Annotated in this window: 23 protein-coding genes; 6 read left to right on the forward strand and 17 right to left on the reverse strand. The window is 71.3% G+C overall.

From position 1 onward, the window contains the following. Positions 1-163: 163 nt before the first annotated feature. The 7 genes from C2L58_RS13880 to C2L58_RS13910 all read right to left on the reverse strand — a co-directional run bounded on the left by C2L58_RS13880 (position 164) and on the right by C2L58_RS13910 (position 6,274). A complete protein-coding gene (locus C2L58_RS13880) occupies positions 164-1,165 on the reverse strand; it encodes an isopenicillin N synthase family dioxygenase (protein WP_103337982.1) in 1,002 nt (333 codons plus the stop codon). A gap of 71 nt (positions 1,166-1,236) precedes the next feature. Further along, the gene (locus C2L58_RS13885) at positions 1,237-1,977 is read right to left on the reverse strand and encodes an SDR family oxidoreductase (protein ID WP_103337983.1); all 741 of its coding nucleotides are present in this window, start codon (positions 1,975-1,977) and stop codon (positions 1,237-1,239) included. Continuing rightward, positions 1,974-2,609: a nucleoside/nucleotide kinase family protein gene (locus C2L58_RS13890; RefSeq protein ID WP_013230842.1), complete on the reverse strand. Its 636-nt coding sequence runs from the start codon at positions 2,607-2,609 to the stop codon at positions 1,974-1,976. The genes C2L58_RS13885 and C2L58_RS13890 overlap by 4 nt, the downstream gene beginning before the upstream one ends. Continuing rightward, positions 2,606-3,439, reverse strand: a complete 834-nt coding sequence (locus C2L58_RS13895) for a PfkB family carbohydrate kinase (RefSeq protein ID WP_199191258.1) — start codon at positions 3,437-3,439, stop codon at positions 2,606-2,608. The genes C2L58_RS13890 and C2L58_RS13895 overlap by 4 nt, the downstream gene beginning before the upstream one ends. After that, entirely contained in the window at positions 3,436-4,245 is an 810-nt protein-coding gene (locus tag C2L58_RS13900) for an ATP-binding cassette domain-containing protein (protein WP_103337985.1), read from the reverse strand. The genes C2L58_RS13895 and C2L58_RS13900 overlap by 4 nt, the downstream gene beginning before the upstream one ends. Further along, a complete protein-coding gene (locus C2L58_RS13905; protein WP_103337986.1) occupies positions 4,242-5,228 on the reverse strand; it encodes an ABC transporter permease in 987 nt (328 codons plus the stop codon). Before C2L58_RS13905 ends, C2L58_RS13900 begins: the two co-directional genes overlap by 4 nt. 29 nt (positions 5,229-5,257) lie before the next feature. Beyond that, positions 5,258-6,274, reverse strand: coding sequence for a substrate-binding domain-containing protein (locus C2L58_RS13910; RefSeq protein ID WP_103337987.1), 1,017 nt, complete (start codon positions 6,272-6,274; stop codon positions 5,258-5,260). A 106-nt stretch (positions 6,275-6,380) separates the two neighbouring features. Here C2L58_RS13910 and C2L58_RS13915 point away from each other — a divergent pair, with 106 nt between their 5' ends. Continuing rightward, on the forward strand, positions 6,381-7,418 hold the full coding sequence (locus C2L58_RS13915; protein WP_103337988.1) for a LacI family DNA-binding transcriptional regulator: 1,038 nt from the start codon (positions 6,381-6,383) through the stop codon (positions 7,416-7,418). Positions 7,419-7,487: 69 nt separating this feature from the next. After that, positions 7,488-8,354 carry a LacI family DNA-binding transcriptional regulator gene (locus C2L58_RS13920; protein ID WP_103337989.1) on the forward strand — a complete coding sequence of 289 codons (867 nt, stop codon included), beginning with the start codon at positions 7,488-7,490 and terminating at the stop codon, positions 8,352-8,354. A 40-nt stretch (positions 8,355-8,394) separates the two neighbouring features. On the opposite strand, the gene C2L58_RS13925 is transcribed toward C2L58_RS13920, so the two are convergent. Continuing rightward, positions 8,395-9,393 carry a glycoside hydrolase family 76 protein gene (locus C2L58_RS13925; protein WP_103337990.1) on the reverse strand — a complete coding sequence of 333 codons (999 nt, stop codon included), beginning with the start codon at positions 9,391-9,393 and terminating at the stop codon, positions 8,395-8,397. A 51-nt stretch (positions 9,394-9,444) separates the two neighbouring features. Here C2L58_RS13925 and C2L58_RS13930 point away from each other — a divergent pair, with 51 nt between their 5' ends. After that, positions 9,445-11,589 (forward strand): molybdopterin-dependent oxidoreductase, encoded by a 2,145-nt coding sequence (locus tag C2L58_RS13930; RefSeq protein ID WP_199191259.1) that lies wholly within the window; start codon positions 9,445-9,447, stop codon positions 11,587-11,589. A 67-nt stretch (positions 11,590-11,656) separates the two neighbouring features. Beyond that, entirely contained in the window at positions 11,657-12,625 is a 969-nt protein-coding gene (locus C2L58_RS13935; RefSeq protein WP_103337992.1) for a cellulase family glycosylhydrolase, read from the forward strand. An 11-nt stretch (positions 12,626-12,636) separates the two neighbouring features. Here C2L58_RS13935 and C2L58_RS13940 read toward each other — a convergent pair whose 3' ends face one another. The 9 genes from C2L58_RS13940 to C2L58_RS13980 form a co-directional block, all read right to left on the reverse strand. Beyond that, positions 12,637-13,032, reverse strand: a complete 396-nt coding sequence (locus C2L58_RS13940; RefSeq protein WP_103337993.1) for a DUF2784 domain-containing protein — start codon at positions 13,030-13,032, stop codon at positions 12,637-12,639. 310 nt (positions 13,033-13,342) lie between these two features. Next, positions 13,343-13,651: a hypothetical protein gene (locus tag C2L58_RS13945; RefSeq protein WP_103337994.1), complete on the reverse strand. Its 309-nt coding sequence runs from the start codon at positions 13,649-13,651 to the stop codon at positions 13,343-13,345. After that, positions 13,648-14,019 carry an Asp23/Gls24 family envelope stress response protein gene (locus C2L58_RS13950; RefSeq protein WP_103337995.1) on the reverse strand — a complete coding sequence of 124 codons (372 nt, stop codon included), beginning with the start codon at positions 14,017-14,019 and terminating at the stop codon, positions 13,648-13,650. The genes C2L58_RS13945 and C2L58_RS13950 overlap by 4 nt, the downstream gene beginning before the upstream one ends. Continuing rightward, complete coding sequence (locus tag C2L58_RS13955; protein ID WP_103337996.1) at positions 14,016-14,600, reverse strand: hypothetical protein; 585 nt, start codon at positions 14,598-14,600, stop codon at positions 14,016-14,018. The genes C2L58_RS13950 and C2L58_RS13955 overlap by 4 nt, the downstream gene beginning before the upstream one ends. Further along, positions 14,591-15,142 carry an RNA polymerase sigma factor gene (locus C2L58_RS13960; RefSeq protein ID WP_103337997.1) on the reverse strand — a complete coding sequence of 184 codons (552 nt, stop codon included), beginning with the start codon at positions 15,140-15,142 and terminating at the stop codon, positions 14,591-14,593. Before C2L58_RS13960 ends, C2L58_RS13955 begins: the two co-directional genes overlap by 10 nt. A gap of 106 nt (positions 15,143-15,248) precedes the next feature. Further along, on the reverse strand, positions 15,249-15,812 hold the full coding sequence (gene pyrE, locus C2L58_RS13965; RefSeq protein ID WP_013230857.1) for an orotate phosphoribosyltransferase: 564 nt from the start codon (positions 15,810-15,812) through the stop codon (positions 15,249-15,251). A 27-nt stretch (positions 15,813-15,839) separates the two neighbouring features. Continuing rightward, positions 15,840-18,287, reverse strand: a complete 2,448-nt coding sequence (locus tag C2L58_RS13970; RefSeq protein ID WP_103337998.1) for an FtsX-like permease family protein — start codon at positions 18,285-18,287, stop codon at positions 15,840-15,842. Then, positions 18,287-19,048, reverse strand: coding sequence for an ABC transporter ATP-binding protein (locus C2L58_RS13975; protein ID WP_199191260.1), 762 nt, complete (start codon positions 19,046-19,048; stop codon positions 18,287-18,289). The genes C2L58_RS13970 and C2L58_RS13975 overlap by 1 nt, the downstream gene beginning before the upstream one ends. Before the next feature lie 75 nt (positions 19,049-19,123). Then, entirely contained in the window at positions 19,124-19,891 is a 768-nt protein-coding gene (locus C2L58_RS13980; RefSeq protein ID WP_199191261.1) for an SDR family NAD(P)-dependent oxidoreductase, read from the reverse strand. Between the two features lie 69 nt (positions 19,892-19,960). Here C2L58_RS13980 and C2L58_RS13985 point away from each other — a divergent pair, with 69 nt between their 5' ends. Together C2L58_RS13985 and C2L58_RS13990 are read left to right on the forward strand one after the other, a co-directional pair. Beyond that, positions 19,961-20,914, forward strand: a complete 954-nt coding sequence (locus tag C2L58_RS13985; RefSeq protein WP_103338001.1) for a hypothetical protein — start codon at positions 19,961-19,963, stop codon at positions 20,912-20,914. 178 nt (positions 20,915-21,092) lie between these two features. Continuing rightward, the gene (locus C2L58_RS13990; RefSeq protein WP_103338002.1) at positions 21,093-22,985 is read left to right on the forward strand and encodes a DNA/RNA helicase domain-containing protein; all 1,893 of its coding nucleotides are present in this window, start codon (positions 21,093-21,095) and stop codon (positions 22,983-22,985) included. Positions 22,986-23,010 lie beyond the last annotated feature (25 nt).

Genomic DNA, 23,010 nt, shown 5'->3' on the forward strand with positions numbered 1-23,010 from the left:
TCCGGTGGCGGCTTCCCCAGAGTTGCACAGCGTTCGATCGCCGAAACCGAGGTGACCAAGTTCCCGGTCCGATCGTGATCTCGCCGTCTCCGGCCGTCTCAGCAGGCGGACGGGACCTACCGGCGGTCACACCCGTCTTACGGATGGTGACCGCCGGTGACACTCACTGGCTGAGCAGCCGCATCCGGTCCTCCTCGTGGATGCGCTTGGTCGTCACCCGGTCCGGGTAGCAGCGGGTGAACATGTTCGTGAAGTGCGTGCCGTAGTGGATGCCCTCGTCGCCGCCGGCCAGCGGGCGGACGGTGACGCCGAACGACGGCTCGTGGAAGTACGCCAGCGTGTACCGCTCCCGGTCCGCGAGCCGCACCTTGTGCGGCGTCGACAGGAGCCGGCCGCCGGTGAGGAACTGCATGATGTCGCCGGGGAAGACGGTGAACACCGCCGGTTCGGGTTCGACGAAGTGCCACGGCTCGTCGTCCTGGTACATCCCGGCCGTGCTTTCTTCCGGAAGCCAGTTGCGGCGACGCGGTTCCCCGGGCACCGGCGGCCGGATGAAGAGCCCGCCGACGTCGTCCTGCGCGGCGATCACGAGCAGGCCGTAGTCGGTGTGCGCGCCGATCCCGCGTTCGGTGGTCGTGGACCGGGCCGGGAACCGCAGCACTCGCATGTGGTGCCAGCCGTCCCGGGTGAGCCGGGTCAGCGTGTCGATCTCCACGCCCAGCCCGAGCGCGACGAGTTTCAGGAGCTTCTCGCCGATTTCGCCGACCTCGCGGAGGTGGGCCTTCATCGCCGTCCGGTAGCCCTCGTCCGGCCACGGCACCGGGCCGTGGCACGGCCAGCCTCCGGTGACGCGGGTGTCGGTGAGCGGGATGTCCGGGCACACCGTGAAGATCTCGGAATAGTCGGCCTCGCCCGCGGTCACTTCTTCACCGGAGGCGATGTAGCCGCTGTAGGTCAGGTCGCTGACGAGTTTTGCTTTCTCCGGCAGGGATCTCGCGAAGAACCGCCGGCTCGCGGCGAGTGCTTCGCCGGTGATGCGGTCCTGCTCGGCGGTGGCGGCGACCTGGAAGATCCCGTCGTCCTCCCAGGTCCGGACCAGTTGCTTACCCAGTATCCGATCGACTGTCGTCCCACCCACCGAAACGGGCAGCTCGAATGTTCGCATTGTTGTTCACCTTTCGCGCGGTTCCGGGAACGCTCACCACACGAAAGCCGGGAAATGCCGGTTCACAAGGATCAACGGCCGCCGCCGACCTCCAAAACCGCACCGGTCGTGAACGATGACGCCTCCGACAGCAGGAACACCACCGCCTCGGCGATTTCCGTCGGCCGACCGGGCCGGCCCAGCGGAATCTGCGGCGCGTACTTGGCCATCCGGTCCGGCAGGCCCGCGGCCGCGTGCAGGCCCGTGTCGATCATGCCGGGCCGGACGGCGTTGACCCGGATGCCGTCCGCCGCAACCTCCTGCGCCAGCCCGAAAGTAAGCGTGTCCACGGCGGCCTTCGATGCCGCGTAGTGCACCCACTCGCCGGCCGAGCCGGTGCGGGCCGCCGTCGAGGAGATGTTGACGATCGCGCCGCCGTCGCCACCGTGGCGGGCCGACATCCGGCGGACCGCCTCGCGGCAGCACAGGAACACTCCGGTCACGTTGACGTCGAGGGTGCGCCGGACGACGCCGACCGCGTAGTCCTCGAGCCGCCCCGGGGTGTTGCCGACGATCGCCGCGTTGTTGACCAGGCCGGTCACCGGGCCCAGCTCGGCCGCCGCGGCGAACAGCGCGCGGACGTCGTCCTCGTCGGAGACGTCCGCGCGGAACGGCAGCGCTTGCCGTCCCGCGGCACGCACCTGCTCGGCGACGGCTTCGGCGGGCGCCGGGTCGCCGGAGTAGTTCACGACGACGTCGTGGCCCCGCGCGGCGGCCAGCGCGCAGATCGCCGCGCCGATCCCGCGGCTGCCGCCGGTGACGACGAGGGTCAAATCGCGAAGTTCGCCAGCGGCAGGTTCTCCAGCACCAGGTCGGCGCGGTCGCGCGTCTGCGAGATGAGGTCGGCGTTGCGCTGGTCCGAGCCGAGCGCGCGCTGCCGGGCCTCCACCAGCGAACGGCCGTAGCGGCGGTGGCGCGACACGAGCCGTTCGATGCGCTCGGGCTCGTCCGGTGCGAGGAACCAGGCCTCGGTGAGCAGCGGGCGGATCGCGCTCCACGGGTCATCCGGGAGCAGCAGGTAGTTGCCCTCGGTGATGACGAGCTGGACCTCCGGCGGCACCGCGACGGCCCCGGCGATCGGTTCCTCGATCTCGCGGCGGAACTCCGGCGCGTACACCGTTTCGCGGCCTTCGGCCAGGCGGCGGATCAGGTGGTAGTAGCCCGCGGCGTCGAACGTGTCCGGGGCGCCCTTGCGCTCGGTGCGGCCGAGCCGGCGCAGCTCGACCTGCGCGAGGTGGAAGCCGTCCATGCCGACCACCGCCGCGCGCGAACCGAGCGCGTTGGCCAGCGCCCAGGCGAGCGTGGTCTTGCCGGACGCGGGCGAGCCGATGATGCCGAGCACGTTGCGCTGCCCGCGCACGGTCAGCCCCTCGGCCCTGGCCAGCAGGTCGTCGAACGCCGTCATGTCCTGTTCCTTCCTGCGATCGCGGTCGTCCACGACCGCGGTCCCACATGCCGCACCCGTTCGGCGGCCACCTCGTTGGCGAAGCGGATCCGGTCCGTCACCGTCCGTTCGCGCGTCACGGCCACGGCGAGCGCGCCGTGCCAGACGTCGCCCGCCCCTAGTGTGTCCCGCGCTTCGGCCGCGGGAACAGGCACCTCACCCGAGCCGCCGTCCGCTGTGGACCAGCGCACCGGGCCGGCGCCCGCGGTGGTGATGACGGTGGGGACGCCGCGTTCGTGCAGGCCGGGCTCCGGCGCGGTGAAGTGCGCGGAGCACGCGGCCACGTCGACCAGCGGGAGGAGCTCGTCGAGGACGGGTTTCCAGCTGCCGGCGTCGAGCACGACCGGGACGTCCCCGGCCGCCCGGGCGACGGACAGCGCGAGGCCCGGGTGGTGGCCGTCGACGAGCACCACGTCCGCGTCGACCGTGCCGCTCCAGGTCGCTTCGGAGCCCGCCGCGTTGCGGGAGACGACCGTCCGCTCGCCGTCGCGGTCGCGGACGGCGACCGCGCTGACCGGCGGCGGCTCGGGGTTTTCGGGGGCCAGGTCGACGACCCGGACGCCGTGGGCTTCGAGGTCGGCGCGGGCGAGCGCCGCCAGCGGGTGCGCACCGAGGACGGTCAGCAGGGTCGCCTCGGCACCGAGCGCGGCCGCCGTCACCGCGGCGTTCGTCGCGGGTCCCCCGGCCGCGACGTCCACCCGCAGTGACTGCACCTTTTCGCCCGGCGCCGGAAGCTCGTCGACCCGCTGGACGACGTCCACCGTGCACAAGCCCGCCAGCAGCACTCTCATTTCAAGCCGGCCACATGCGTCGCCGCGGCGGCCTCTTCCACTTCGCCGTTCTCGTTGAGCCGCAGGGCACCCGTGAGCAGGCCGACGACCTGGTTCATCGAGTGCGTCTTCGGCGAGACGACCGCGACGCGCTTGCCGAGGCGGTGCACGTGGATGCGGTCGGCGATGTCGAACACGTGCGGCATGTTGTGGCTGATCAGCACGACCGGCAGCCCGCGGTCGCGGATCCGGCCGATCAGGTCGAGCACCTTGCCGGATTCGGCGACGCCGAGAGCGGCGGTGGGCTCGTCCATGATCACGGCCTTGGTGCCGAACGCGGCCGCGCGGGCCACGGCGACGCCCTGGCGCTGGCCACCGGAGAGCGTCTCGACGGGCTGGCTGATCGACTTGATGTTGATGCCCAGCTCGTCGAGGATCCGCTGCGCCTCCGACCGCATGGTCGCGGTGTCGAGCTTGCGGAACAGCCCGAGCGGCCCCTTGAGCCGCTTTTCCCGGCCCAGGAACATGTTCGACGCGATGTCGAGCGCGGGCGCGACGGCGAGATCCTGGTACACCGTCTCGATCCCGTAGTGGCGAGCGTCCAAAGGGGACTTGAAGTGGACGGTCCTGCCGTCCACTTTGATCTCGCCCTCGTCGGGGATCACCGCGCCGGACAGGGCTTTGATGAGCGACGACTTCCCGGCGCCGTTGTCGCCGACCACGGCGAGCACCTCGCCGGGCAGGAGGTCGAAGTCGGCGCCGTCGATGGCGGTCACCCGGCCGTAGCGCTTGACCAGTCCGCGAGCCTGGAGGATGGGTTCACTCATGACTGCTGCTGCCTCCTCGCGATGCGGTCCACCACGACGGCGGCGATGAGCAGGGCGCCGGTGGCGAGGTCCTGGTAGTTGCCGTCGACGTTCATCTGCGTCAGCCCCGACCGCAGCACCGCCACGACCAGCGCGCCCATCAGCGTGCCGAGCACCGAGCCGCGGCCGCCGAACAGGCTCGTCCCGCCGAGGACGACGGCGGTGATCGAGTCGAGGTTGCCGAGCTGGAACTGGTTCGGGTCGGCGTTCGGCGTCCGGCCGAGCGCCTGCCAGGCGGCGATGCCGAAGGTCAGCCCGGCGACGATGTACACCGAAAGCACCGTGCGGTTGACCTTGATGCCGGACAGCCGCGCGGACTCCGGCGCGTTGCCGACCGCGTAGACGTGCTTGCCCCACGCCGTTTTCGTGAGCGCGTACCAGACGCCGAGGTACATCAGCAGCGCCAGCGTCATGCCGTAGGTGATCGGGATGCCGCCGAAGAGGTAGCGCTTGGTGCCCAGCCACTGCAGCACCCCGTCGGTCACCGGCACGGCCTGGCCGCCGGCGATCAGCTTCGACACCGCGGTCAGCATGGTGAACGTGCCGAGCGTGATGATGAACGCCGGCAGCTTGATCCGCGTCGCGAGGCCGCCGATGAAGATGCCGACGATGATCGTCAGCACCACTCCGGCGAGCAGCGCGACGAAGCCGTTCGTGCCGGCCGCGGCGAGCTTCGCCATGATCAGCGTCGCGACGACCATCGAGGCCGCGTTGGACAGGTCGATGCCCGCGATGAGGATGACGAGCGTCTGGCCCAGCGCGAGCGTCCCGACGACCAGCGACTGCTGGACCACCGTGGACAGGTTGTCGAGGTCGAAGAACGTGTCCGTGGCCAGCGAGAACACCACGATGGCGACGATCAGCGCGAGCGCCGGGCCGACCGCAGGGGCGCGGAGGAGGAAGTCACCGAGTGATTCACGGTCCTTGGTGTCCCTTGTAGACACCGCGGTCGCTGTTGTCGCGTTTGTAGATGTCACCGTGCGCCTCCCCAGCAGTTCTGCAGGCCCCAGGCCGAGTCGTGGCTCTCGATGCCGGGCAGGGGCTTGTCGGTGATCACGGCGGACCCGGTGTTCACGAACCCGGACGGCTTCTTCCCGGTCCTGGCGTACTCGACGGCGGCGAGCACGCCCTGCTCGGCCATCTTCTTCGGGAACTGCATGACGGTGGCGGCGAACTGGCCGTCCTTGACGTTCTGGACGCCTTCACAGCCGCCGTCGATCGAGCCCATCACGATCTGCCCGGTGAGCCCGCGCCCCTTCAACGCCGCGTACGCGCCGCGGCCCATCGGCTCGTTCATCGAGTAGACGGCGTTGATGTCGGTGCTGCGCTGCAGCAGGTTCTCCATGCCCTGCTGGGCGAGGCTCTGGTCGCCGTTGGCCGCCGTGTGGCCCTTGATCTCCGGCGAGCCGTCGGTCAGCCCGATGCCCTTGAGGAAACCGCCGTGGCGCTGGGTGTCGACCGAGCTGCCCGCGGTCCCGTCGACCATCAGCAGCTTGGCCGGGACGCCCTTGAGCGAGGCCTTGACGTAGGCGCCCTGCTGCTCGCCGGCCGCGAAGTTGTCGGTGGCGAAGGTGGCGTCGACCGCGTCCGGCGGTTCGGTGGCGGTGTCGAGAGCGATCACCAGGACACCGGCGTCGCGGGCATCCTTGATCGCCTTCAGCACGCCGGTGGACGAGCTGGGCGTGATCAGGATCGTGTTCGCGCCCTGCTGGCGGAGGTTCTCGATGGCGCGGACCTGGCCGTCGTTGTCGCCGTCGAACTGGCCGGCGAGCGCGCTGAAGTCGGCGCCGTTGGCCTGCGCGGCCGCTCTGGCGGAGTTGCGGAGTTCCACGAAGTAGGGGTTGGTGTCGGTCTTGGTGACCAGGCCGACCTTCGCCTTGCCGCTCCCGCCCGTGTTGGTGTTGCCACCCCAGTGGCGCTCGACCGTGCACCCGGTCGTCGCGGCGAGGACGGCGGCCAGCGTGAGCGCGGTGAGACTTCGGTGTCTCATGATTCCCAGCCTTTGTTCGTGTCGAGGCTTGCCGATGGTCGGGAAGGTAGACAGACTGCTCCCTGCGCGCAAGCGTTTGCGCAAACGCTTGCCGGAAAGGATGGGCATGCCCCAGTCGAAGTCTTCGCGGCCGACCCAGCGGGACATCGCCGAGCTCGCGGGCGTGTCGATCACGACCGTCTCGCACGTGGTGAACGGGACGCGCGCGGTCGCCGAGGACACCAAGGCGGCGGTGCTGCGGGCGATCGAGACGACCGGCTACACCGGCGACGCCATCGCGCGTTCGCTGGTCACGGGCGGCACGCGGTCGATCGGGATGGCGATCTCCCTGGTGGCCAACCCGTACTTCGCGACGCTGATGCAGGCGATCGAGCGGGAGGCGTCGGCGCACGGGTACACCGTCCTGCTGGCCGACACCCACGACGCGGCGGACACGGAGCGTGACACCGTGCGGGCGCTGCGCTCCCGGCGCGTCGACGGCCTGCTCATCACCCCGGCACCCGGCGACGGGCCGGTGATCGGCGAGCTGGTGTCCCTGGACGTGCCGACCGTGCTCATCGACCGGCTGGCCACCCGCACCGACGTCGACCAGGTCGGCTCGGAGAACATCCAGGCGACGTCGGCGCTGACCGCGCACCTGGCGACGCTCGGGCACCGGCGGATCGGGATGATCAGCGGCGTGCCCGGGCTGTCGACGAGCGAGGAGCGGGTGCTGGGCTACCGGCTGGGCCTCGGCCGGTCCGGGCTCACCTGGTCGTCCGACCTCGTGGCCTGCGGAAACTCCTCACGTGAGGGCGGCGCGCTGGCGTTGAGCACGCTGCTGGCGCTGCCCGAGCCGCCGACGGCGCTGGTCGTCGGGAACGACAGCATGATGGTCGGGGTGCTGCACGAGGCCCGGCGGCGCGGGCTGCGGATCGGGCGCGACCTGCCGGTGGTGGTCTACGACGAGGTCGAGTGGGCGGACCTGGTCGACCCGCCGCTGACGACGATGGCGCAGCCGATCGAGGAGATCGGCCGGCAGGCGGTGCGGCTGCTGCTGGCCCGCATCAACGACCCGGCGCGCAAGGCCGAAACGGTCCGGCTGGCACCCACGCTGCGTCACCGCGAGTCGTGCGGCTGCCCAGCGGTTCACTCACTTCAGTGAATCTGGGTTCCTGATATCCCCGCGCGGCCGTTCAGCCGATACCTTTCCGCTGAGCGTCTGCGAGGGCTTATGACCGCACTTTCGCCGGACCTCCGGTTGTGGGACCCCCCGGTCACCTACCGGATCGGCGTCGCGATGGGGGTGCACGCGCACCCGTACTCCGGCGAGCTCCTGCGCGCCATCAGGGCGGCCGCGGCGCAGGCGGGCTGCGACGTCGTACTGGCGGACACCGAGGACACCGTGGGCGAAGAAGCGGCGGTGGTGCGCGCGCTACGCGCGGACCTCGTGGACGGCGTGCTGCTGGTTCCCTCGGCCGGCGACGAAGCGGTGATCAACGGCCTGGTGCGGATGGGCGTGCCGACCGTCCTGCTGGATCGCGTGGCCGCCCGCAACGACGTCGACCAGGTGGGCACGGAGAACGTGCACGCGGTGGCGTCCCTGGTCCGTCACCTGACCGAGCGGCGGCACCGCAAGATCGGCTTGATCTCGGGCGAGGAGAGCCTCGAGGTCAGCCGCGAGCGCGTCCGCGGTTACCGCCTCGGGCTGGAGCAGGCGGGCCTGCGCTTCAACCGCGAGCTGGTGGAGAGCGGGTTCTCGAACTCAGGCGGCGCCACCCGCGCGACGGCCAAGCTCCTCGACGGCTGGCCATCCCCGACGGCCCTGGTGGTGGCGGACGAGTCGATGCTGGTGGGCGTCCAGTACGAGGCCCACCGCCGCGGCATCCGCATCGGCTCGGAGCTGGCGGTGGTGGGGTACGGCGACATGGACTGGGCCCGCCACGTGAGCCCGGCGGTGACCACGCTGGTCCAGCCGGTCGCGGACCTGGGCCGCCGGGCGGTCCAGCTGCTGATGTCCCGCATGGCCGACCCGGACCGGCCCCCGGAATCGGTCTGGCTGACCCCGAGCTTCCTCCACGGCGCTTCCTGCGGCTGCTGAGGTCGTGAGTGGTAAGGCGGGTTCTAACCCGCCTTACCACTCACGACAGCGTTGCCGCCGCTTCGAGGAGCATCCAGCCGCCCACCTGGACCGACATGTCCCGCTCCGGGGCGTCTTCGGGCAATGGCCACGGTGCCGGGCGGTCCCAGTACGCGCTGAACAGCGGACCCTCCGGCGTGGCCGCGGCCCCCGACCAGCAGCCCTCCGCCGACGTCAGCACCAGCGAGCGAGCCACCGAAGCCTCCGGGCCCGGCAGGGCACGAGCCGCCAAGGCCAGGTAGCGGGCCAGGATCGCCGCGAACAACCCGCCGTCGCCGCCTCCCTGGCCGCGGAGCACGCCGCCGGGCGCGAGGTGCTCGGCCACCGCCCGCACCGTCCGGGCCGCATTGTCCATTTCGGACAACTCCAGGCACGCACCGAGGTAGACCCCTTGGCAGTACGTGTAAATGTGCTTCACCAGCTCGCCCGTGTCCGCGCGGATCCCGTCCCAGACCAGACCGGACGCCGGATCGACCAAAGTGGACGTCAGCCAGGACGTCATCTCGCGGGCGCGCGAAAGGTTCCCCGTCCGGGCGTGGAAGATCGCCGCCGGTCCGTTGGCCGGGGCGTTCTTGAAGTCGTCGCCGCGGCGCCACCAGATGCCGCCGCCCGCCGCCGGCGTCCAGCCCGACAGGAGCTGGGTGTCGATCGCCGCCACCGCCGGGCCGACGTCGATGCCCAACGACGAAACCCGTTGCAGCGCAAGGCCGAGCCACGCGATGTCGTCGTAGTAGTCGTTGGTCCAGCGGCCGAAGTTGCGCAGCCGCACCGACCGCACGAACGCGCGGATCAAGGTGAGCCGCGCGGGAGAAGGCGCGCGCACCTGGGCGTCGACCAGGGTGTCCAGCAGGTGCGCCTGCCACCAGTAGTTCCAGTGCCAGTGCAACCGCTGATCGGCAGAAGCCGGCCAGCGGCTGCGGCCCAGGACCGTGCCGGGCAGCGCCCACACCCGGCGCAGGTGCCGCGAAGTCACCGCGTGTTCCGCGGCCGAGACGTCCATGACGCAATCGTGCCTTGCCGATCGACATACCGCTCGGTATGTTCGGTGGTCATGACGACGGCCCACCTCACCTGCCCGCTGTGCGAAGCCACCTGCGGCCTGGAGGTGACGCTCGACGCGAACCAGCGGGTCACGCGGGTCCAAGGGGACGAACAGGATGTCTTCTCGAAGGGATACATCTGCCCCAAGGGCGCGTCGCTCGGCGCGCTGCACCACGACCCCGACCGGCTGACGGCCCCGCTGCTCAAGCGCGACGGCGAGTTCGTCGAGGTCAGCTGGCAGGAGGCCTACGACGAGATCGCCCGCCGGCTCCCGCCGATCATCGAGGAGCACGGCCGGGACGCCGTCGCGGTGTACGCGGGCAACCCCGGCGTGCACAACATCGCGCTGACGCTCTACGGCCGCGTGCTCTACAAAGCCCTGGGCACCAAGAACTTCTACAGCGCCACCTCGGTCGACCAGCTGCCGAAGCACTACTCGTCCGGCACGATGTTCGGCGACCCGCTCGCCATCCCGGTGCCCGACCTCGACCGGACGCGGCACCTGCTCATCCTCGGCGCCAACCCGCTCGTCTCCAACGGCAGCCTGATGACCGCGCCGGACATCCGCGGGCGGCTGCGCGGGATCCGCGACCGCGGCGGCAAGATCGTCGTCGTCGACCCGCGCCGCACGCGCACCGCCCAATTCGCCGACGAACACCACGCCATCCGGCCCGGCACCGACGCGCTGCTGCTGTTCGCGCTGGTCAACGTCCTGTTCGCGGAGGACCTCGTCGCCCCGGGACGGCTGGCGGAACACCTCAACGGCCTCGACGACGTCCGGGAACTGGCCCAGCCGTTCACGCCGGAGGCCGTCGCCCCGCGCACCGGCATCGACGCGGCCGAGATCCGACGGCTCGCGCGAGAGCTGGCGGAGGCCGAAAACGCCGTGGTCTACGGCCGGATCGGCACCACGACCCAGGCGTTCGGCACCATCGCGAGCTGGCTGGTCGACGTCCTCAACGTGCTCACCGGTCACCTCGACGCCCCGGGCGGCGCGATGTTCCCGCTGGCCGCGTGCCAGCCCACCGGGAACCGGCGGCCGTTCGCCGTCGCGCGCTGGCGCAGCCGCGTGCGCGGGCTTCCGGAGGTCGTCGGCGAGCTGCCGGTCGCGACGCTCGCCGACGAGATCGAAACCCCGGGCGAGGGCCAAGTCCGCGCGCTGATCACGGTCAGCGGCAACCCCTGCCTGAGCACGCCGAACGCCGGGCGGCTGGCCGCCGCGCTGGACAGCCTCGACTTCATGATCTCCGTCGACGTCTACCTCAACGAGACGTCCCGCCACGCCGACGTCATCCTGCCCGGCCCGTCACCTCTCGAACGCCCGCACTTCGACCTGGCCTTCTACCAGCTGTCCATCCGCAACGTCGCCAACTGGACGCCGGCGACGCTGCCGTCCGCGGTCCCGCAGGAGTGGGAGACGATGCTGCGGCTCACCGGCATCGTCGCCGGTCAGGGCCCGGAGGCCGACGTCACGGCGCTCGACGACTTCGTCGCGGGGGAGACCGCGCGCCGCAACGGGCTCGACGTCGCCGTCGCCGGGGAGCGCACCGGGCCCGCGCGGCTGGTCGACCTGCTGCTGCGCGCCGGCCCTTACGACGTCACGCTGGCCGACCTCGAAGCCGCGCCGCACGGGATGGACTTCGGGCCGCTGCAGCCGCGGATCCCCGAGATCCTGTGCACCGCCTCGGGCCGGATCGAACTCGCGCCCGAGCCGGTCGTCGCCGACGTCCCGCGGTTGCGGGAAGAACTCGCGAAGACCGCGGAAACCGGTCTCGTGCTGATCGGGCGGCGGCACCTGAGCTCGAACAACTCGTGGATGCACAACCTGGCCCCGCTGGTCCGCGGCGGCAACCGGTGCACCATCCAGGTCCACCCCGCCGACGCGACGCGCCTGGGCCTCACCGACGGCGGCCTCGCGTCGGTGACGTCCCGCGCCGGAAAACTGCAGGTCCCGGTCGAGGTGACCGACGAGATCCGCCCCGGCGTCGTCAGCATCCCGCACGGCTGGGGCCACGACGTCGACGGCTCGCGGGCGCGGGTGGCGCGCGCGAACCCCGGCGTCAACTCGAATCTGGTCGCCGACGAGACGTTGCTGGACGTTCCGTCCGGAACGTCGGTGTTGAACGGAATCCCGGTCGAGGTCACCCCCGTCTGACCCTTGACGTCCCGGGGGCCATCGAGGATTCTCGACCCGGCATGTTTACGTGAACATCGGACTTCGCATGGCCCGCCTTCGTCACTGCCTGCTTGTCCTCCTGCTTGTTTCCCTGATCGCGCCCCCGCAGAGCGCGTCCGCCGCCACCAACGCGTTCCGCGGCGTCAACTGGGCGGACGCCCGCGACAACTACGTGGACGGCTGGGTGATCCCGACCGGCCTCACCGCCGGGGACAGCTACGACAGCGTCCGCGGCAAGGCGGACGGCATCATCACCGGCTTCCAGCAGAAGCTGGGCGCGAACACCGTGCGGCTGCCGATCAACCCGCAAAGCGTCAATTCGGACTGGTGGGGGCGGTACAAGGGCGCCGCGGACTCGGCCCTGTCCCACGGCATGAAGGTCGTCTTCGGCTACTGGGAAGCGAACAAAGACGGCTTCGTCGACGACACGAGCGCGTGGAACACCATGTGGGACAAGGTCACCGCCGACTACGGCGGCAACGGCAACGTGTACTTCGAGCCGATGAACGAGCCGTTCGGCTACAGCCTGAGCGCCTGGGTCTCGCTCTGCTCGACGTGGCTGTCCCGGCACGCGAACATCCCGCGCGGCCGGGTGCTGATCAGCGGTACCGGCTACAACGACAACGTGACCGGCGTCGGCGCGGCGAGCGCGCTGGACGGCACGCTGCTGTCGCTGCACTTCTACGGCTTCTGGGCTTCGGACACCACCCGTTCGGCGTGGACGACGAACCTCAGCAACCGGCTCGGGTCGTACTCGTCCCGCACGATCATCGACGAGGCCGGTGCCCCGATGACGACGGGCCTGAACTACTCCGCCGGCCACCAGGACGGCAACAACTTCACCGCGTACTTCGCCGCCACCACGGACCTGGCGCGGTCCCGGCAGATGGGTGTCGTCTACTGGCCCGGCCTGCGGTCCGGGGACACGTACTCGATCACGCGGCAGAGCGGCAGCGGCCTCGAGACCAACAACGCGACGGGTGTGACGCAGCTGCGCTGGGGGTGGGGCCTGTAGGCGCCACGGACCTAGCCGAGGTGGACGGGGCGCACGTGGGCTTCCTGGGCGTCGTCGTGGCGGTGGCGCCAGCGGTGGTAGACGCCGACGTAGGAGTAGGCGACCACCGCGATCGCGCCGATGCCGATGGCCGGCAGCCACGACTGCGGGAACACCGTGCCGTACAGGTAGTAGGCGTTGAACCCGCCGGGCAGGTCGCCGAGGCCCTGCTGGTGCCGGAAGTAGTTTTCCAGCGCGGTGAACGGGCACGCCACCGGAGCCACGTTGACCAGGATGCCCCAGGCCAGCCCCAGCAGGTGGACGAAGATCAGCTTCGGCCAGCGCCACGCCACGAATCCGCCGAAACCGATGAGCAGCAGCGCCAGAATATGCACCGCGACGGTCACGTCAGCCAGGAACTTCGCCATCGCACCCCCTCCACCGATCCCCCTACCAGCGACTTTACTCCGCCGAGCAAGGTCGTCCGCCCTGGAGAGTGCCCAGCCGGGTGATGTTTAACCCAGCGGAGCAGCCCGTTCACCTGCGCGGTGACGGAGGGGTTACGCCCGGTGGAAATTCCGGCGGCTGCTTCGCCGGGTACTGCGCCGGCTCCTCGTGCGGGTACTGGTCCGGCGCGCCGTCCGGTTTCTTCCGGTTCGGATCGGCGGGATGCTGCGGTTCCGGCGGCTCCTCCGTGGCCCGACGGTACGCCCGGACCGTGGCCGCGGCAGCCGGATTTCACCGAAGGCGATCACCCGGCACCGCGGGTCTCGTGAACGCCGCGCCGTCGAGGTCGGTGACCACCAGGCGCAGCCGCGCGTTCTCCCACTGCGTGCCCGCCAGCACCGGGCGCACGGCTCGCACCGCCTCGTCCAGCAGCGGCGGGATCGGCAGCCGGGTCGCGATCAGCCGGATCCGGACCACCTCCGGGCTCAGGTCCACCGCCGTGTCCGCCCGGCCCATCGGCAGCGAGGGGGTCGCCGGGCGCAAGCCGGCCACCTCCGCGAGCGCGCCGACGATCCGCTCGACGGCTTCGCCGGTGGTCACCGGGCCGCCGGCTCGATGTCCATGATGGACACTGTCACCTCGGCGACGACCAGGCCGGTCGGCTCGGCCACGGACCGCGTCACCGCGCGCTGGACCGCCCGGCCCACCGCCGCCGCCTGGTCGGCCGCCGCCGTGACGAGGTCGATCTGGACGCTCACCCGGCCGTCGGTGGTGCGGACCCGGACGCCGTCCGTGGGCGCCGGTTCGAGGCCCTGCCAGCGCTGCCGGGCCGCGCGCGTCCACGCCGTCACCAGGCCGCGCAGGCCCGGTTCGAGGCGCACCACCCCCGGCGTGGTGATCGCCGCCCGCGCCGCCACGCCGGCGATCACCGGATCGGCGATGACGTAATCAGCGCTGCCGGCGCTCATTCCCCTGGCTCCCCGGCCGCGTCTTCCTCGACAGCGTCTTCCTCAAAAAGGTCGTCGACGAGCAGGTCGAGCTTCGCCAGCGTCAGGCCCACGCGGGCCGCGGCCGCCGCGGTCACCCGCTCCCGGACCTTCGCCAGCGCCGCACCACCGGTGGCGTTCCGCAGGCTCACCGCGAGGGTGAGTTCCACCTCGACCCCGCCGGGGCCGGGCCGCAGGCGGCACCGGCGCGCCCGGACGCCGTCGACGGTGTCCGCCGCGTACCGCAGCACCGACGCCACCGCCTGCTCGCTGACCTCGACGAACCCGGGTTCGGGGGTCGGCAGGCGCACCATCGAGCCGCGCCGCACCTCGGCGCGCACCGCCGACATGATCCGCCCGAACAGGTCCGGCGACGGCGCGTCCTCGGTGGCCGCCAGCTCGGAAGTGGCCTCGCGCAAGGCCAGCAGGCTCTCGCGCGCGGCCCGGCAGTGCGGGCAGGTCAGTTCGTGCTCGTCGGCCAAACCGGCGCCGACCGCGTCGAGCCGCTCCCACACCTGCTCGACATCGCGCTCGCAGGGCAGCTCGTAGTCCGTCATCGCCATGGCCGCATCACCTCCGCCAGCTGGGCTCGGGCGCGTGCGATCCGGCCGCGGACCGCGGTCGCGTTCGCGCCGACGATTTCGCCGATCTCTTCGTAGGACCGGCCGTGCACTTCGCGCAGCAGCCAGCACGCCCGCTGCTCGGGAGTCAGCTGGTCCAGCGCCGCGGTCAACGCCGCGAGCTGGCCGCTCACCTGGGCGGCCCGCTCCGGCTGGAGGTCGGCCCGCGGCGACTCGGCGGTGTCGAGGTCGACGTCGGCCTGGGGCTTGCGCGCGCGGATCGCGTTGAGGCAGCGGTTCGTGGTGGCCCGGTAGAGCCAGCCGACGAACGCGGCGTCCTCGCTGAGCTGGCCGAGCTTGCGCCAGGCGTTGAGGAACACCTCCTGCACGACGTCTTCGGCGTCGCCGCGGTGGGCGAGCATCTTGACGGCGAGCCGGAACATCGGGCCCTGGTAGCGGAGCACGAGCTGCTCGTAGGCCCGGACGTCCCCGTCCCGCGCCCGGCCGACGAGAGTCACGTCGTCGAGCGGCGTAGTCGTCGTCACGGCACCTCCTCAGGGGGAGGACACCGGCGGGCGGAAAACGTCACGCACCGATTGTGGGTGACGGTGGACACCGGGGCGAATCCACGGATCCGCCCCGGTGGGCGGCTCAGTCCAGGCCCAGGTCGTCCTTCCCGAGGACGTACCGGTACTCCAGGCCTTCCTTCTCGATGGCCTCGCGCGCGCCGGTGTCGCGGTCGACGACCGTCACGACGCCGACGACGTTCGCGCCCGCTTCGCGCAGGGCCTCGACCGCCGTCAGCACGCTGCCGCCCGTCGTGGACGTGTCCTCCACCGCCAGCACGCGCTGGCCGCGGACCTCCATGCCCTCGATCCGGCGCTGCATGCCGTGTTCCTTGACCGCCTTGCGGACGACGAACGCGTCCAGCACGACCCCGTCGGACGCCGCCGAGTGCAGCATCGCCAGCGCGACCGGGTCGGCGCCGAGCGTCAGGCCGCCGGCCGCCACGTAGTCCCAGTCCGCCGTGAGCTGACGCAGGAGCTTGCCGATCAGCGGCGCGGCCGCGTGGTGCAGCGTCGCCCGCCGGAGGTCGATGTAGTAGTCGGCTTCCTTGCCGGACGCCAGGGTCACTTTTCCGTGCACTACGGAAAGATCGGTGACCAGCCTGGCCAGTTCGAGTTTCGCCGCTTGATCCAACCCGGGGTTCGCCACGGCCGTGAGTCTTACACACGGCCGGGTTCACTCACCGATGGATGTGGCGTCGACCGCACGCCCGCGCGTCGCCGCCCAGGCCGGGACCAGGATCGCCACGAGCGAGAGCACCACCGCGATCGCGAGCACCGCCAGGTAGATCGTCACCGGGCCCGACGGCAGCAGCGACCCGGACACCACCAGGCAGAACGGCACGATCGCGCCCGCCGCGACGAGGGTGCCGAGCAGCACCGCGATGGTCGCGATCAAGCCGCCTTCGACACCGGCCATGCGCAGCACCTGGCCGCGGGTGAAGCCGCTCAGCCGCTGCACCCCGAACTCGCGACGCCGCCGCGCGGTCGCCGTCACCAGCGTGTTCACCACGGAGATCACCGTGTACGCGAGGATCATCCCGACGAGCAGGTAGTTGACCCAGGCGCCGACCTCGTTGCCCTTGGCGTGCGCCGCGATCAGCGCGCCGCGGTCACCCACGGCCACCGGCAGCCCGGCGGTCGCTTCGCGCAGCCGCGAAGTCAGGGTCGCCGGGTCGACGCCGGGAGCGGCGCGGACCAGCAGCTGCGGGGCGAGCCCGAGCGTCGTGTGCGGGGCCAGCAGTTCCGCGGGCAGCACGAGCCGTTCGAACCCGGGGCGCTGGTCGGTGACGGCGGTGACCCGCACGTCCACCGGCGTGCCGTCGCCGAGCCGCAGCGACAGCGTGTCGCCGACGTGGTGGCCGGACGTCGAAGGCACCTCGACGGTGTTCCCGGTCAGCTCGCTCACACCCAGCGCGGGCCGGCCGTCGTCGTGCTGGTCCGCGTCGAACGGCTTCTCGACGAACACCGTGCTGGTGACGTACTCGGAGGCCCCGGCGACGCCCGGCACCGCACGCACCCGGCCGAGCACCGCGGGGTCGAGCCCGCCCGGCGCGGCGACGACGGCGTCCGCGCGCAGGTCCTCGGTGTAGGCCTGGTTCGAGACGGCTTCCTGGGTGGTCTGCAGGTAGATGTTGGCGGTCGCGATGCCGACCGCGAGCATGATCGGGGTGACCGCACCGGCTGCCCGCACCGCGCCGACGCGGGTGTTGCGCAGCGCGACCCGGCCGTTGACGCCGGTCAGCGCCTCCACCGGCCAGCGCAGCAGCGTGGCCATCAGCTTCGTCACGCCGGGGCTGATCGCCGCGAGCCCGAACGCCCACAGCATCACCGCCGGGCCGGCCGTGCTGGCCGCGACCGGGCCGGTCATCACCGCGACCGTGACGATGCCGAGCGCCGTCCCGCCCGCGAAGCACAGGATCGCGACGATCAGCCGGATCGGCGTCAGCCAGCGCCGCTCCACGGCGGCTTCGGCGAGCGCCTCGGTCGGGCGGATCCGCGACGCACGCCGTCCCGCCACGAAGGAAGCACCCACGACCGCCAGCAGCGACGCACCCGCGGCGACCACGGCCGGGACCCAGCCCTGCTCGTACCGCAGCACGTCCGGGACGACGTGGTGGCCGGCGAGCTCGCCGAACAGCCACTCCCCGAGCACCGGGCCGAGCACCACCGCGACGCCGACCGCGAGCACGCCGACGACGAGCGCCTCGCCGAGCACCATCCGCCGCAGCTGGCGCGGGGTCGTGCCGACCGCGCGCAGCAGCGCGAGTTCGCGCTGGCGCTGCTGCGTCGACAGCGTCAGCGTGCCTGCCACGACGAACACCATGACCAGCGCCGACAGCCCGCCCGAGACGGCGGCCAACACGATCAGGTTCTCGCCGCTCTTGCCGGTCTCGGGGAACTCGAAGGCGCCGCGGTCGACGCCGGTCGCCACGACACCGGCGTCCCCGACGGCCGCGGTCACGGCGGCGACGTCACCCCCGAAGACGCCGATGGTGTCGAAGCGGCCCGGGTGCCCGGAGAGCCGTTCGGCGTCCGAAGCAGCGAAGAAGACCGCCGCGTCCTGCATGGCCTGCGGCGCCTGGGCGATCCCGGAAATCCGGTACCGGCCGGCGCTGCCGTGCGCGGCCACCGGCAGCGTGTCCCCGACGGCGAGCCCGAGCCCGGCGTCGACGACGACTTCGCCCGGCTTCGGCGCCTGGCCGCTGAGGGCGTACGGCGTCAGCACGGCGGAGTCCCATGCGTGGCCGAGGGCGCTCGCGGCGCCGATCTGCGCCGGGAAGCTGATCTCGCCGACGACGTCCGTGACGCCGGGAACCGCGCGCAGGCGGCCGGCCAGGCCCGCGTCGAGCCGGACGCGCTCGGGCAGGGTCGCGTTCTCGAACTTGTGCTTGTCCTCGGGCTCGAGGGCCGCCGGGTCCTCCTTCGGCAGCTTGAGCGTCTGCTGCCCGCCGACGACGATCGGCGCCGCGGCCAGCCGCTGCACCGGCGTCTCGGACCGGATGCCGGTCTCCATCAGGCCACCGCACGCCGAGACGACCAGCGCGCCGAAGAACACGGCGACGAACGTCGCCAGGAAGCCGCCTTTGCGCAGGCGGAGGGTTCGCAGGGCCAGCTTGAACATCAGGCGCGCACCGCCAGCCGGTCCCAGGCCCCGAGGTGGGTCATCCGCTCGGCGACGGCTTCGGCGGTCGGCCGGGCCAGCCGGCCGGCGATCCGGCCGTCGGCCAGGAACACGACGTCGTCGGCGTAGGACGCGGCGACCGGGTCGTGCGTCACCATGATCACCGTCTGGCCCGAAGACCGGACGGAATCGCGCAGCAGGCCGAGCACCTCGGACGCCGTCCGGGTGTCGAGCGCGCCGGTCGGCTCGTCGGCGAACAGCACGGCCGGGTCGGTGACCAGGGCCCGCGCGATCGCGACGCGCTGCGCTTGCCCGCCGGAGAGCTGCCCGGGCAGGTGCTTGCGGCGCCCGTCGAGCCCGACGTGCGCGAGGATCCGTTCCACCAGCCGCTTGTCCGGGCGCTTGCCGGCCAGCTGCAGCGGCAGCACCACGTTCTGCTCGACCGTCAGCGCCGGGAGCAGGTTGAACGCCTGGAAGACGAAGCCGACGCGGTCGCGCCGCAGCTTCGTCAGGTAGGTCTCGTTCTTGCCGTCGAGGTCCTGGCCGTCGAGCACGACCCGGCCGGACGTGGGCCGGTCGAGGCCGGCCGCGCAGTGCAGGAAGGTGCTCTTGCCCGAGCCGGACGGGCCCATCACCGCGGTGAACCCGCCGCGCGGGAACGCGATCGAAACCCCGTCCAGCGCGACCACGCCGTCGCCGTACTCCTTGCGCACAGCCTCCAGCCGGACCGCGTCGGCTGCCTCGTGCCACCCAGTTGTCATGGGCAAAACGCTATTGAGCCCGCCGCCGGACCACCCTGGTGCTGACGCGCGTCTCGAAGGTGGGGACAGCCCTACTCAGGTGCGGCCCTTGCCGCCGAAGCCGCCGCTGATCCGGCGCAGCACCGCGCGCGGCAGCAGGCCGCCGATCGCGACAACGGCTTTGTACTGCAGGCTCGGCACGGAGATCACCTTGCCGCGGCGCAGGTCCGCGAGCGCCTCGCCGACCACCTGTTCGACACCCAGCCAGGCGATTTTCGGGCCGGATTTGCCGATGCCGGCCCGTTCGTGGAACTCGGTCGCCGTGAAACCGGGGCACAGCGCCATCATCCGGACGCCCTTCGGCAGCGAAGCGGCGATGCCCTCGGTGAAGGACGTGACCCAGTTCTTGCTGGCCGTGTACGTCGAGCCGCGACCGCTGAAGAAGCCCGCCACGCTGCTGACCTGGATGATTTCGCCGTGACCGCGCTCGATCATGCCGGGCAGCACGGCCCGGGTGAGCCGCAGGACGGCGGTGACGTTGACGTCGAGCTGGCGCTGCAGCGCGTCCGGCGGGATGGTCCAGAAGTCGCCGTTCAGCCCGAAACCGGCGTTGTTCACCAGGAGGTCGATGGGAGCACCGGCGAGCCGCTCCTCGACCGCCGTCCGACCCTCCACTTCGGACAGATCGGCGGGCAGCACCTCCACCGCGACACCGTGCTTTTCCCGCAGCTCAGCGGCGTAGGACGCCAGCCGCGCGGCGTCACGGGCGACGAGCACCGAGTCGTATTTTTCGGCGGCGAGCGTGCGCGCGAACTGCGCCCCGATGCCCGCCGTAGCGCCGGTTATGAGAGCGGTGGTGGTCATGTGGGTGAACATACCCGCTGGTCACGGGTGGACGTGCGTTCGATTCGGCGGGGAAGTATCGTCCGCCGCATGGGTAAGCACAGCAGGCGCAAAAGCGGCTATCTGCCCAAGGTCGCCGCGGGCGCGGCGCCCGTCGCGCTGCTTTTCGCGGCCCCGGCCACGGCACTCGCCACCCAGACCGACATCACGCTGCCGCTCGACCGGATCTCCCTCCCGGTCGACCACCGCCACGACGGCACGCTCGACCGCGACATCTCGACCGCGACCGAGAACGAGACGTCGTCCACCCGCGAGGCCGTGACGGCGACCCGCCACGACTTCGTCGCCAAGGAGGTGGCGGGCGCCCTGCTGATCGACAACCTCTCGGAGTCGGCGGCCATCCGCCGCGAGGGCTGGCAGAACGCGACGGCCTCCTCGGAGAGCGAGAGCGAATCGCTGGTCCGCTCCGGCCAGCACGCCCTGCGGCTGGGCCGGACCTCGGCGACCACGGCGAACAGCCAGCGGCTCGGTCAGGGCGCGTCACGCGACCTGACCATCGCCCCCGGCCTGGCGGGCTCGGCCGAGCGCCGCCTCGGCATCGGCGAGGGCACCAGCCACGGCGTCTGGCTCCCGGAGGGCATCGACGTCCTGAGCCAGAACGCGGAGCAACTCGACACGGGCTGGCGCGGCACCTTCGCCGGCAACCTCCACGGCGCGCTCTCGGCCAGGAGGTCGTCGGGCCAGGCGATCGACCTGGGCGCGCTGGGCGCGGTGGGCGCCACGTCCGAGCAGTACGCGACCGGCCAGATCGCGGGCGTCCTGGACGTGGGCCAGAAGCACGAGGCGGGCGGCCAGCTGGGCCCGGCATGGGGCCTGGCGAAGACGAGCCAGTCGTTCGACGAGGCCGGCCCGGCCGGCTCGATCCGCGGCGACCTCGGCGTGGACCACGTGATCCACGCCGAAGGCACCACGACGTCGGTGCGCGGCACGCTCGACCGGTCGGCGTCGCTCAGCGCGCTCGACCAGCCGGTGCTGGGCTTCTAGCCCTCCGGTTTCGTGACGGGCAAATCGTTGACCAGCGGGTATCGCCCGGTTTTTCGAAGCATTTATCCACTTCCCCGCTGATCGACTAACCTGGTCGGGCAATGCGGCCCGACGGGCACCGAGGAATCTCGTTGCTGCCCCCACCCGCGCATCGATGACGCGTGCCTGGTGGGGGAGAATGTCGCTGCGCAAGAGTGCCGGAGAAATGCTCGCCGATCTGCGAGCCAACGGCTTGGACGACCTGATCGCTCGACTCGGCCGCAATCACTCCGGCGAAGCCGATCAGAGCACCCCCGATCGCTGGGCGGATCTGCTCCGGGAGTTCCTCACCGAGTTGGAAGACGCCCAGCTGAGTCACGTCGACGTGATCTTGCACCACCGGCTACCTCACAGCTCGAAGTACATCGACCTCGTCCTGTCCGGACTCGACCCGCACACCAAAGAGTCGAGCCACGTGCTGGTCAACCTGGCTTCCGCGGGTGACACCGTGAGGGCGACCGACGAGTTGTTCGTCCGCGACGGTACTTATGTCCTTTCCCCGGGTAAACAGGTCCGCCAATACCTCGACTACTTGGCCGCGGCTACGCCGGAGCTGGCCAAGCGGCCGCGTTCTCTCCACGGCATGGCTTATGTCGAGGATCAGGCCGCCGGCACGTCCGTCCCCGATCACGAAGCAGCCGGACTCCCCCAGGTCTTCACCACCGCGGCGGGCCCCGGACTGCACTACCACCTTCGCTCCCGGCTGGATGCCTCCTCCTCGACAGCGGAGACCCGGCGAGCCGGCGACCAGTTCCTCGCCTTCCGCCAAGAGCGGTCCTTCCTCTTCAAGACCGAAGAAGACAAGGCGGGGAAGCTACACCGGCTGCTGCGTGACAGTTTCGTCCTGCTGGACGAGCAGGAAGTGGCGTATGAGCGGGTCCGGACCGCAGTGCACAACGCCCGCGCCGGCGGCCGGCCGACCGCTTTGATCATCATCGGGGGCCCCGGCTCGGGAAAGAGCGCGGTGGCGCTCAACCTGAAGCGCGATCTCGACGCCGAGGGCTTCCGGGTGGAACACGCCACCGGCTCGAGGTCGTTCACCAGCACGTTGCGGACGTTCACCGGAAGTCGTTCGCAACGCCCGCAGGGCGGATTTCGGTACTTCAACAATTACATGGACGCCGACCCCGCGGAACTCGACGCGTTGATCTGCGACGAAGCGCACCGGATCCGCGAGAAGAGCTACACGCGGTTCGCGAGCAAAGAGGTACGAGGCCGGGCCGGCCGGCAGATCGACGAGCTGCTCGCGGCGGCGAAGGTGCCGGTGTTCCTCCTCGACGACCAGCAACGGGTCCGCCCGGACGAGCTCGGCTCGCGGGCCGCGATCGAGGCCGCGGCCCGCGCGAAGGGCTTCGCGGTCGAAGTCATCCGGCTCGACGGCCAGTTCCGCTGCGGCGGATCGGATGCCTTCGACGCCTGGGTCGCGCGGCTGGTCGGGCTGAGTCCTCTGCCTCCGGTGAAGTGGAGCAGCATCGTCGGCCCCGACGACGAATTCGTCGTCGCCGACGCGCCGGACCCGACCCGGCTGGAAGCGTGGTTGCTGGACAAGCAACGGCAGCAAGACGGCACCACCGCGCGGATCGCCGCCGGGTTCTGCTGGCCGTGGAGTGAGCCGGCCGGCGCCAAAGCCGACCGCCACCTGGTGGACGACGTGACGATCGGCGACTGGAAACGTCCGTGGAACGCCAAGCCGGACGGCAAGGTCTCGTTGCCGAAGGGAATACCCGCCTCGCACTACTGGGCGACCGACCCCCGGGGCTTCGGCCAGGTCGGCTGCATCTACACCGCGCAGGGCTTCGAATACGACTGGGCAGGCGTGATCTTCGGGCCGGACTTCGTGCGGCGAGGTGACGCGTGGGTTGCCGACAAGAAGGGGTCCGCGGACACGTCGGTCCGGAAGGCTCCCGACGAGCAGTTCCACGTGTTGACCGCACAGGCCTACAAAGTGCTGCTGACCCGCGGGATGCGCGGCGCCTGTGTCTACTCGGTGGATCCGGAAACGCAGCGCTTCCTGGAAGAGATGACCGCATAGACCCATCGGCGAGGGTGCTCGCCGC

The organism is Amycolatopsis sp. CA-126428 (assembly GCF_002904335.1).
In the GTDB taxonomy this organism is placed as follows: Bacteria; Actinomycetota; Actinomycetes; order Mycobacteriales; family Pseudonocardiaceae; genus Amycolatopsis.

Bases quoted from the DNA above. Each gene is read 5' to 3' on its own strand.
- C2L58_RS13950 (WP_103337995.1), bottom strand. From the start codon at position 14,019: ATGAGCGCCGGCAGCGCTGATTACGTCATCGCCGATCCGGTGATCGCC.
- C2L58_RS13890 (WP_013230842.1), bottom strand. From the start codon at position 2,609: ATGACGGCGTTCGACGACCTGCTGGCCAGGGCCGAGGGGCTGACCGTG.
- C2L58_RS13990 (WP_103338002.1), top strand. From the start codon at position 21,093: ATGTCGCTGCGCAAGAGTGCCGGAGAAATGCTCGCCGATCTGCGAGCC.
- C2L58_RS13925 (WP_103337990.1), bottom strand. From the start codon at position 9,393: ATGGACGTCTCGGCCGCGGAACACGCGGTGACTTCGCGGCACCTGCGC.
- C2L58_RS13975 (WP_199191260.1), bottom strand. From the start codon at position 19,048: ATGACAACTGGGTGGCACGAGGCAGCCGACGCGGTCCGGCTGGAGGCT.
- C2L58_RS13910 (WP_103337987.1), bottom strand. From the start codon at position 6,274: ATGAGACACCGAAGTCTCACCGCGCTCACGCTGGCCGCCGTCCTCGCC.
- C2L58_RS13930 (WP_199191259.1), top strand. From the start codon at position 9,445: ATGACGACGGCCCACCTCACCTGCCCGCTGTGCGAAGCCACCTGCGGC.
- C2L58_RS13915 (WP_103337988.1), top strand. From the start codon at position 6,381: ATGCCCCAGTCGAAGTCTTCGCGGCCGACCCAGCGGGACATCGCCGAG.
- C2L58_RS13980 (WP_199191261.1), bottom strand. From the start codon at position 19,891: ATGACCACCACCGCTCTCATAACCGGCGCTACGGCGGGCATCGGGGCG.
- C2L58_RS13880 (WP_103337982.1), bottom strand. From the start codon at position 1,165: ATGCGAACATTCGAGCTGCCCGTTTCGGTGGGTGGGACGACAGTCGAT.
- C2L58_RS13940 (WP_103337993.1), bottom strand. From the start codon at position 13,032: ATGGCGAAGTTCCTGGCTGACGTGACCGTCGCGGTGCATATTCTGGCG.
- C2L58_RS13970 (WP_103337998.1), bottom strand. From the start codon at position 18,287: ATGTTCAAGCTGGCCCTGCGAACCCTCCGCCTGCGCAAAGGCGGCTTC.
- C2L58_RS13900 (WP_103337985.1), bottom strand. From the start codon at position 4,245: ATGAGTGAACCCATCCTCCAGGCTCGCGGACTGGTCAAGCGCTACGGC.
- C2L58_RS13895 (WP_199191258.1), bottom strand. From the start codon at position 3,439: ATGAGAGTGCTGCTGGCGGGCTTGTGCACGGTGGACGTCGTCCAGCGG.
- C2L58_RS13985 (WP_103338001.1), top strand. From the start codon at position 19,961: ATGGGTAAGCACAGCAGGCGCAAAAGCGGCTATCTGCCCAAGGTCGCC.
- C2L58_RS13935 (WP_103337992.1), top strand. From the start codon at position 11,657: ATGGCCCGCCTTCGTCACTGCCTGCTTGTCCTCCTGCTTGTTTCCCTG.
- C2L58_RS13955 (WP_103337996.1), bottom strand. From the start codon at position 14,600: ATGGCGATGACGGACTACGAGCTGCCCTGCGAGCGCGATGTCGAGCAG.
- C2L58_RS13920 (WP_103337989.1), top strand. From the start codon at position 7,488: ATGACCGCACTTTCGCCGGACCTCCGGTTGTGGGACCCCCCGGTCACC.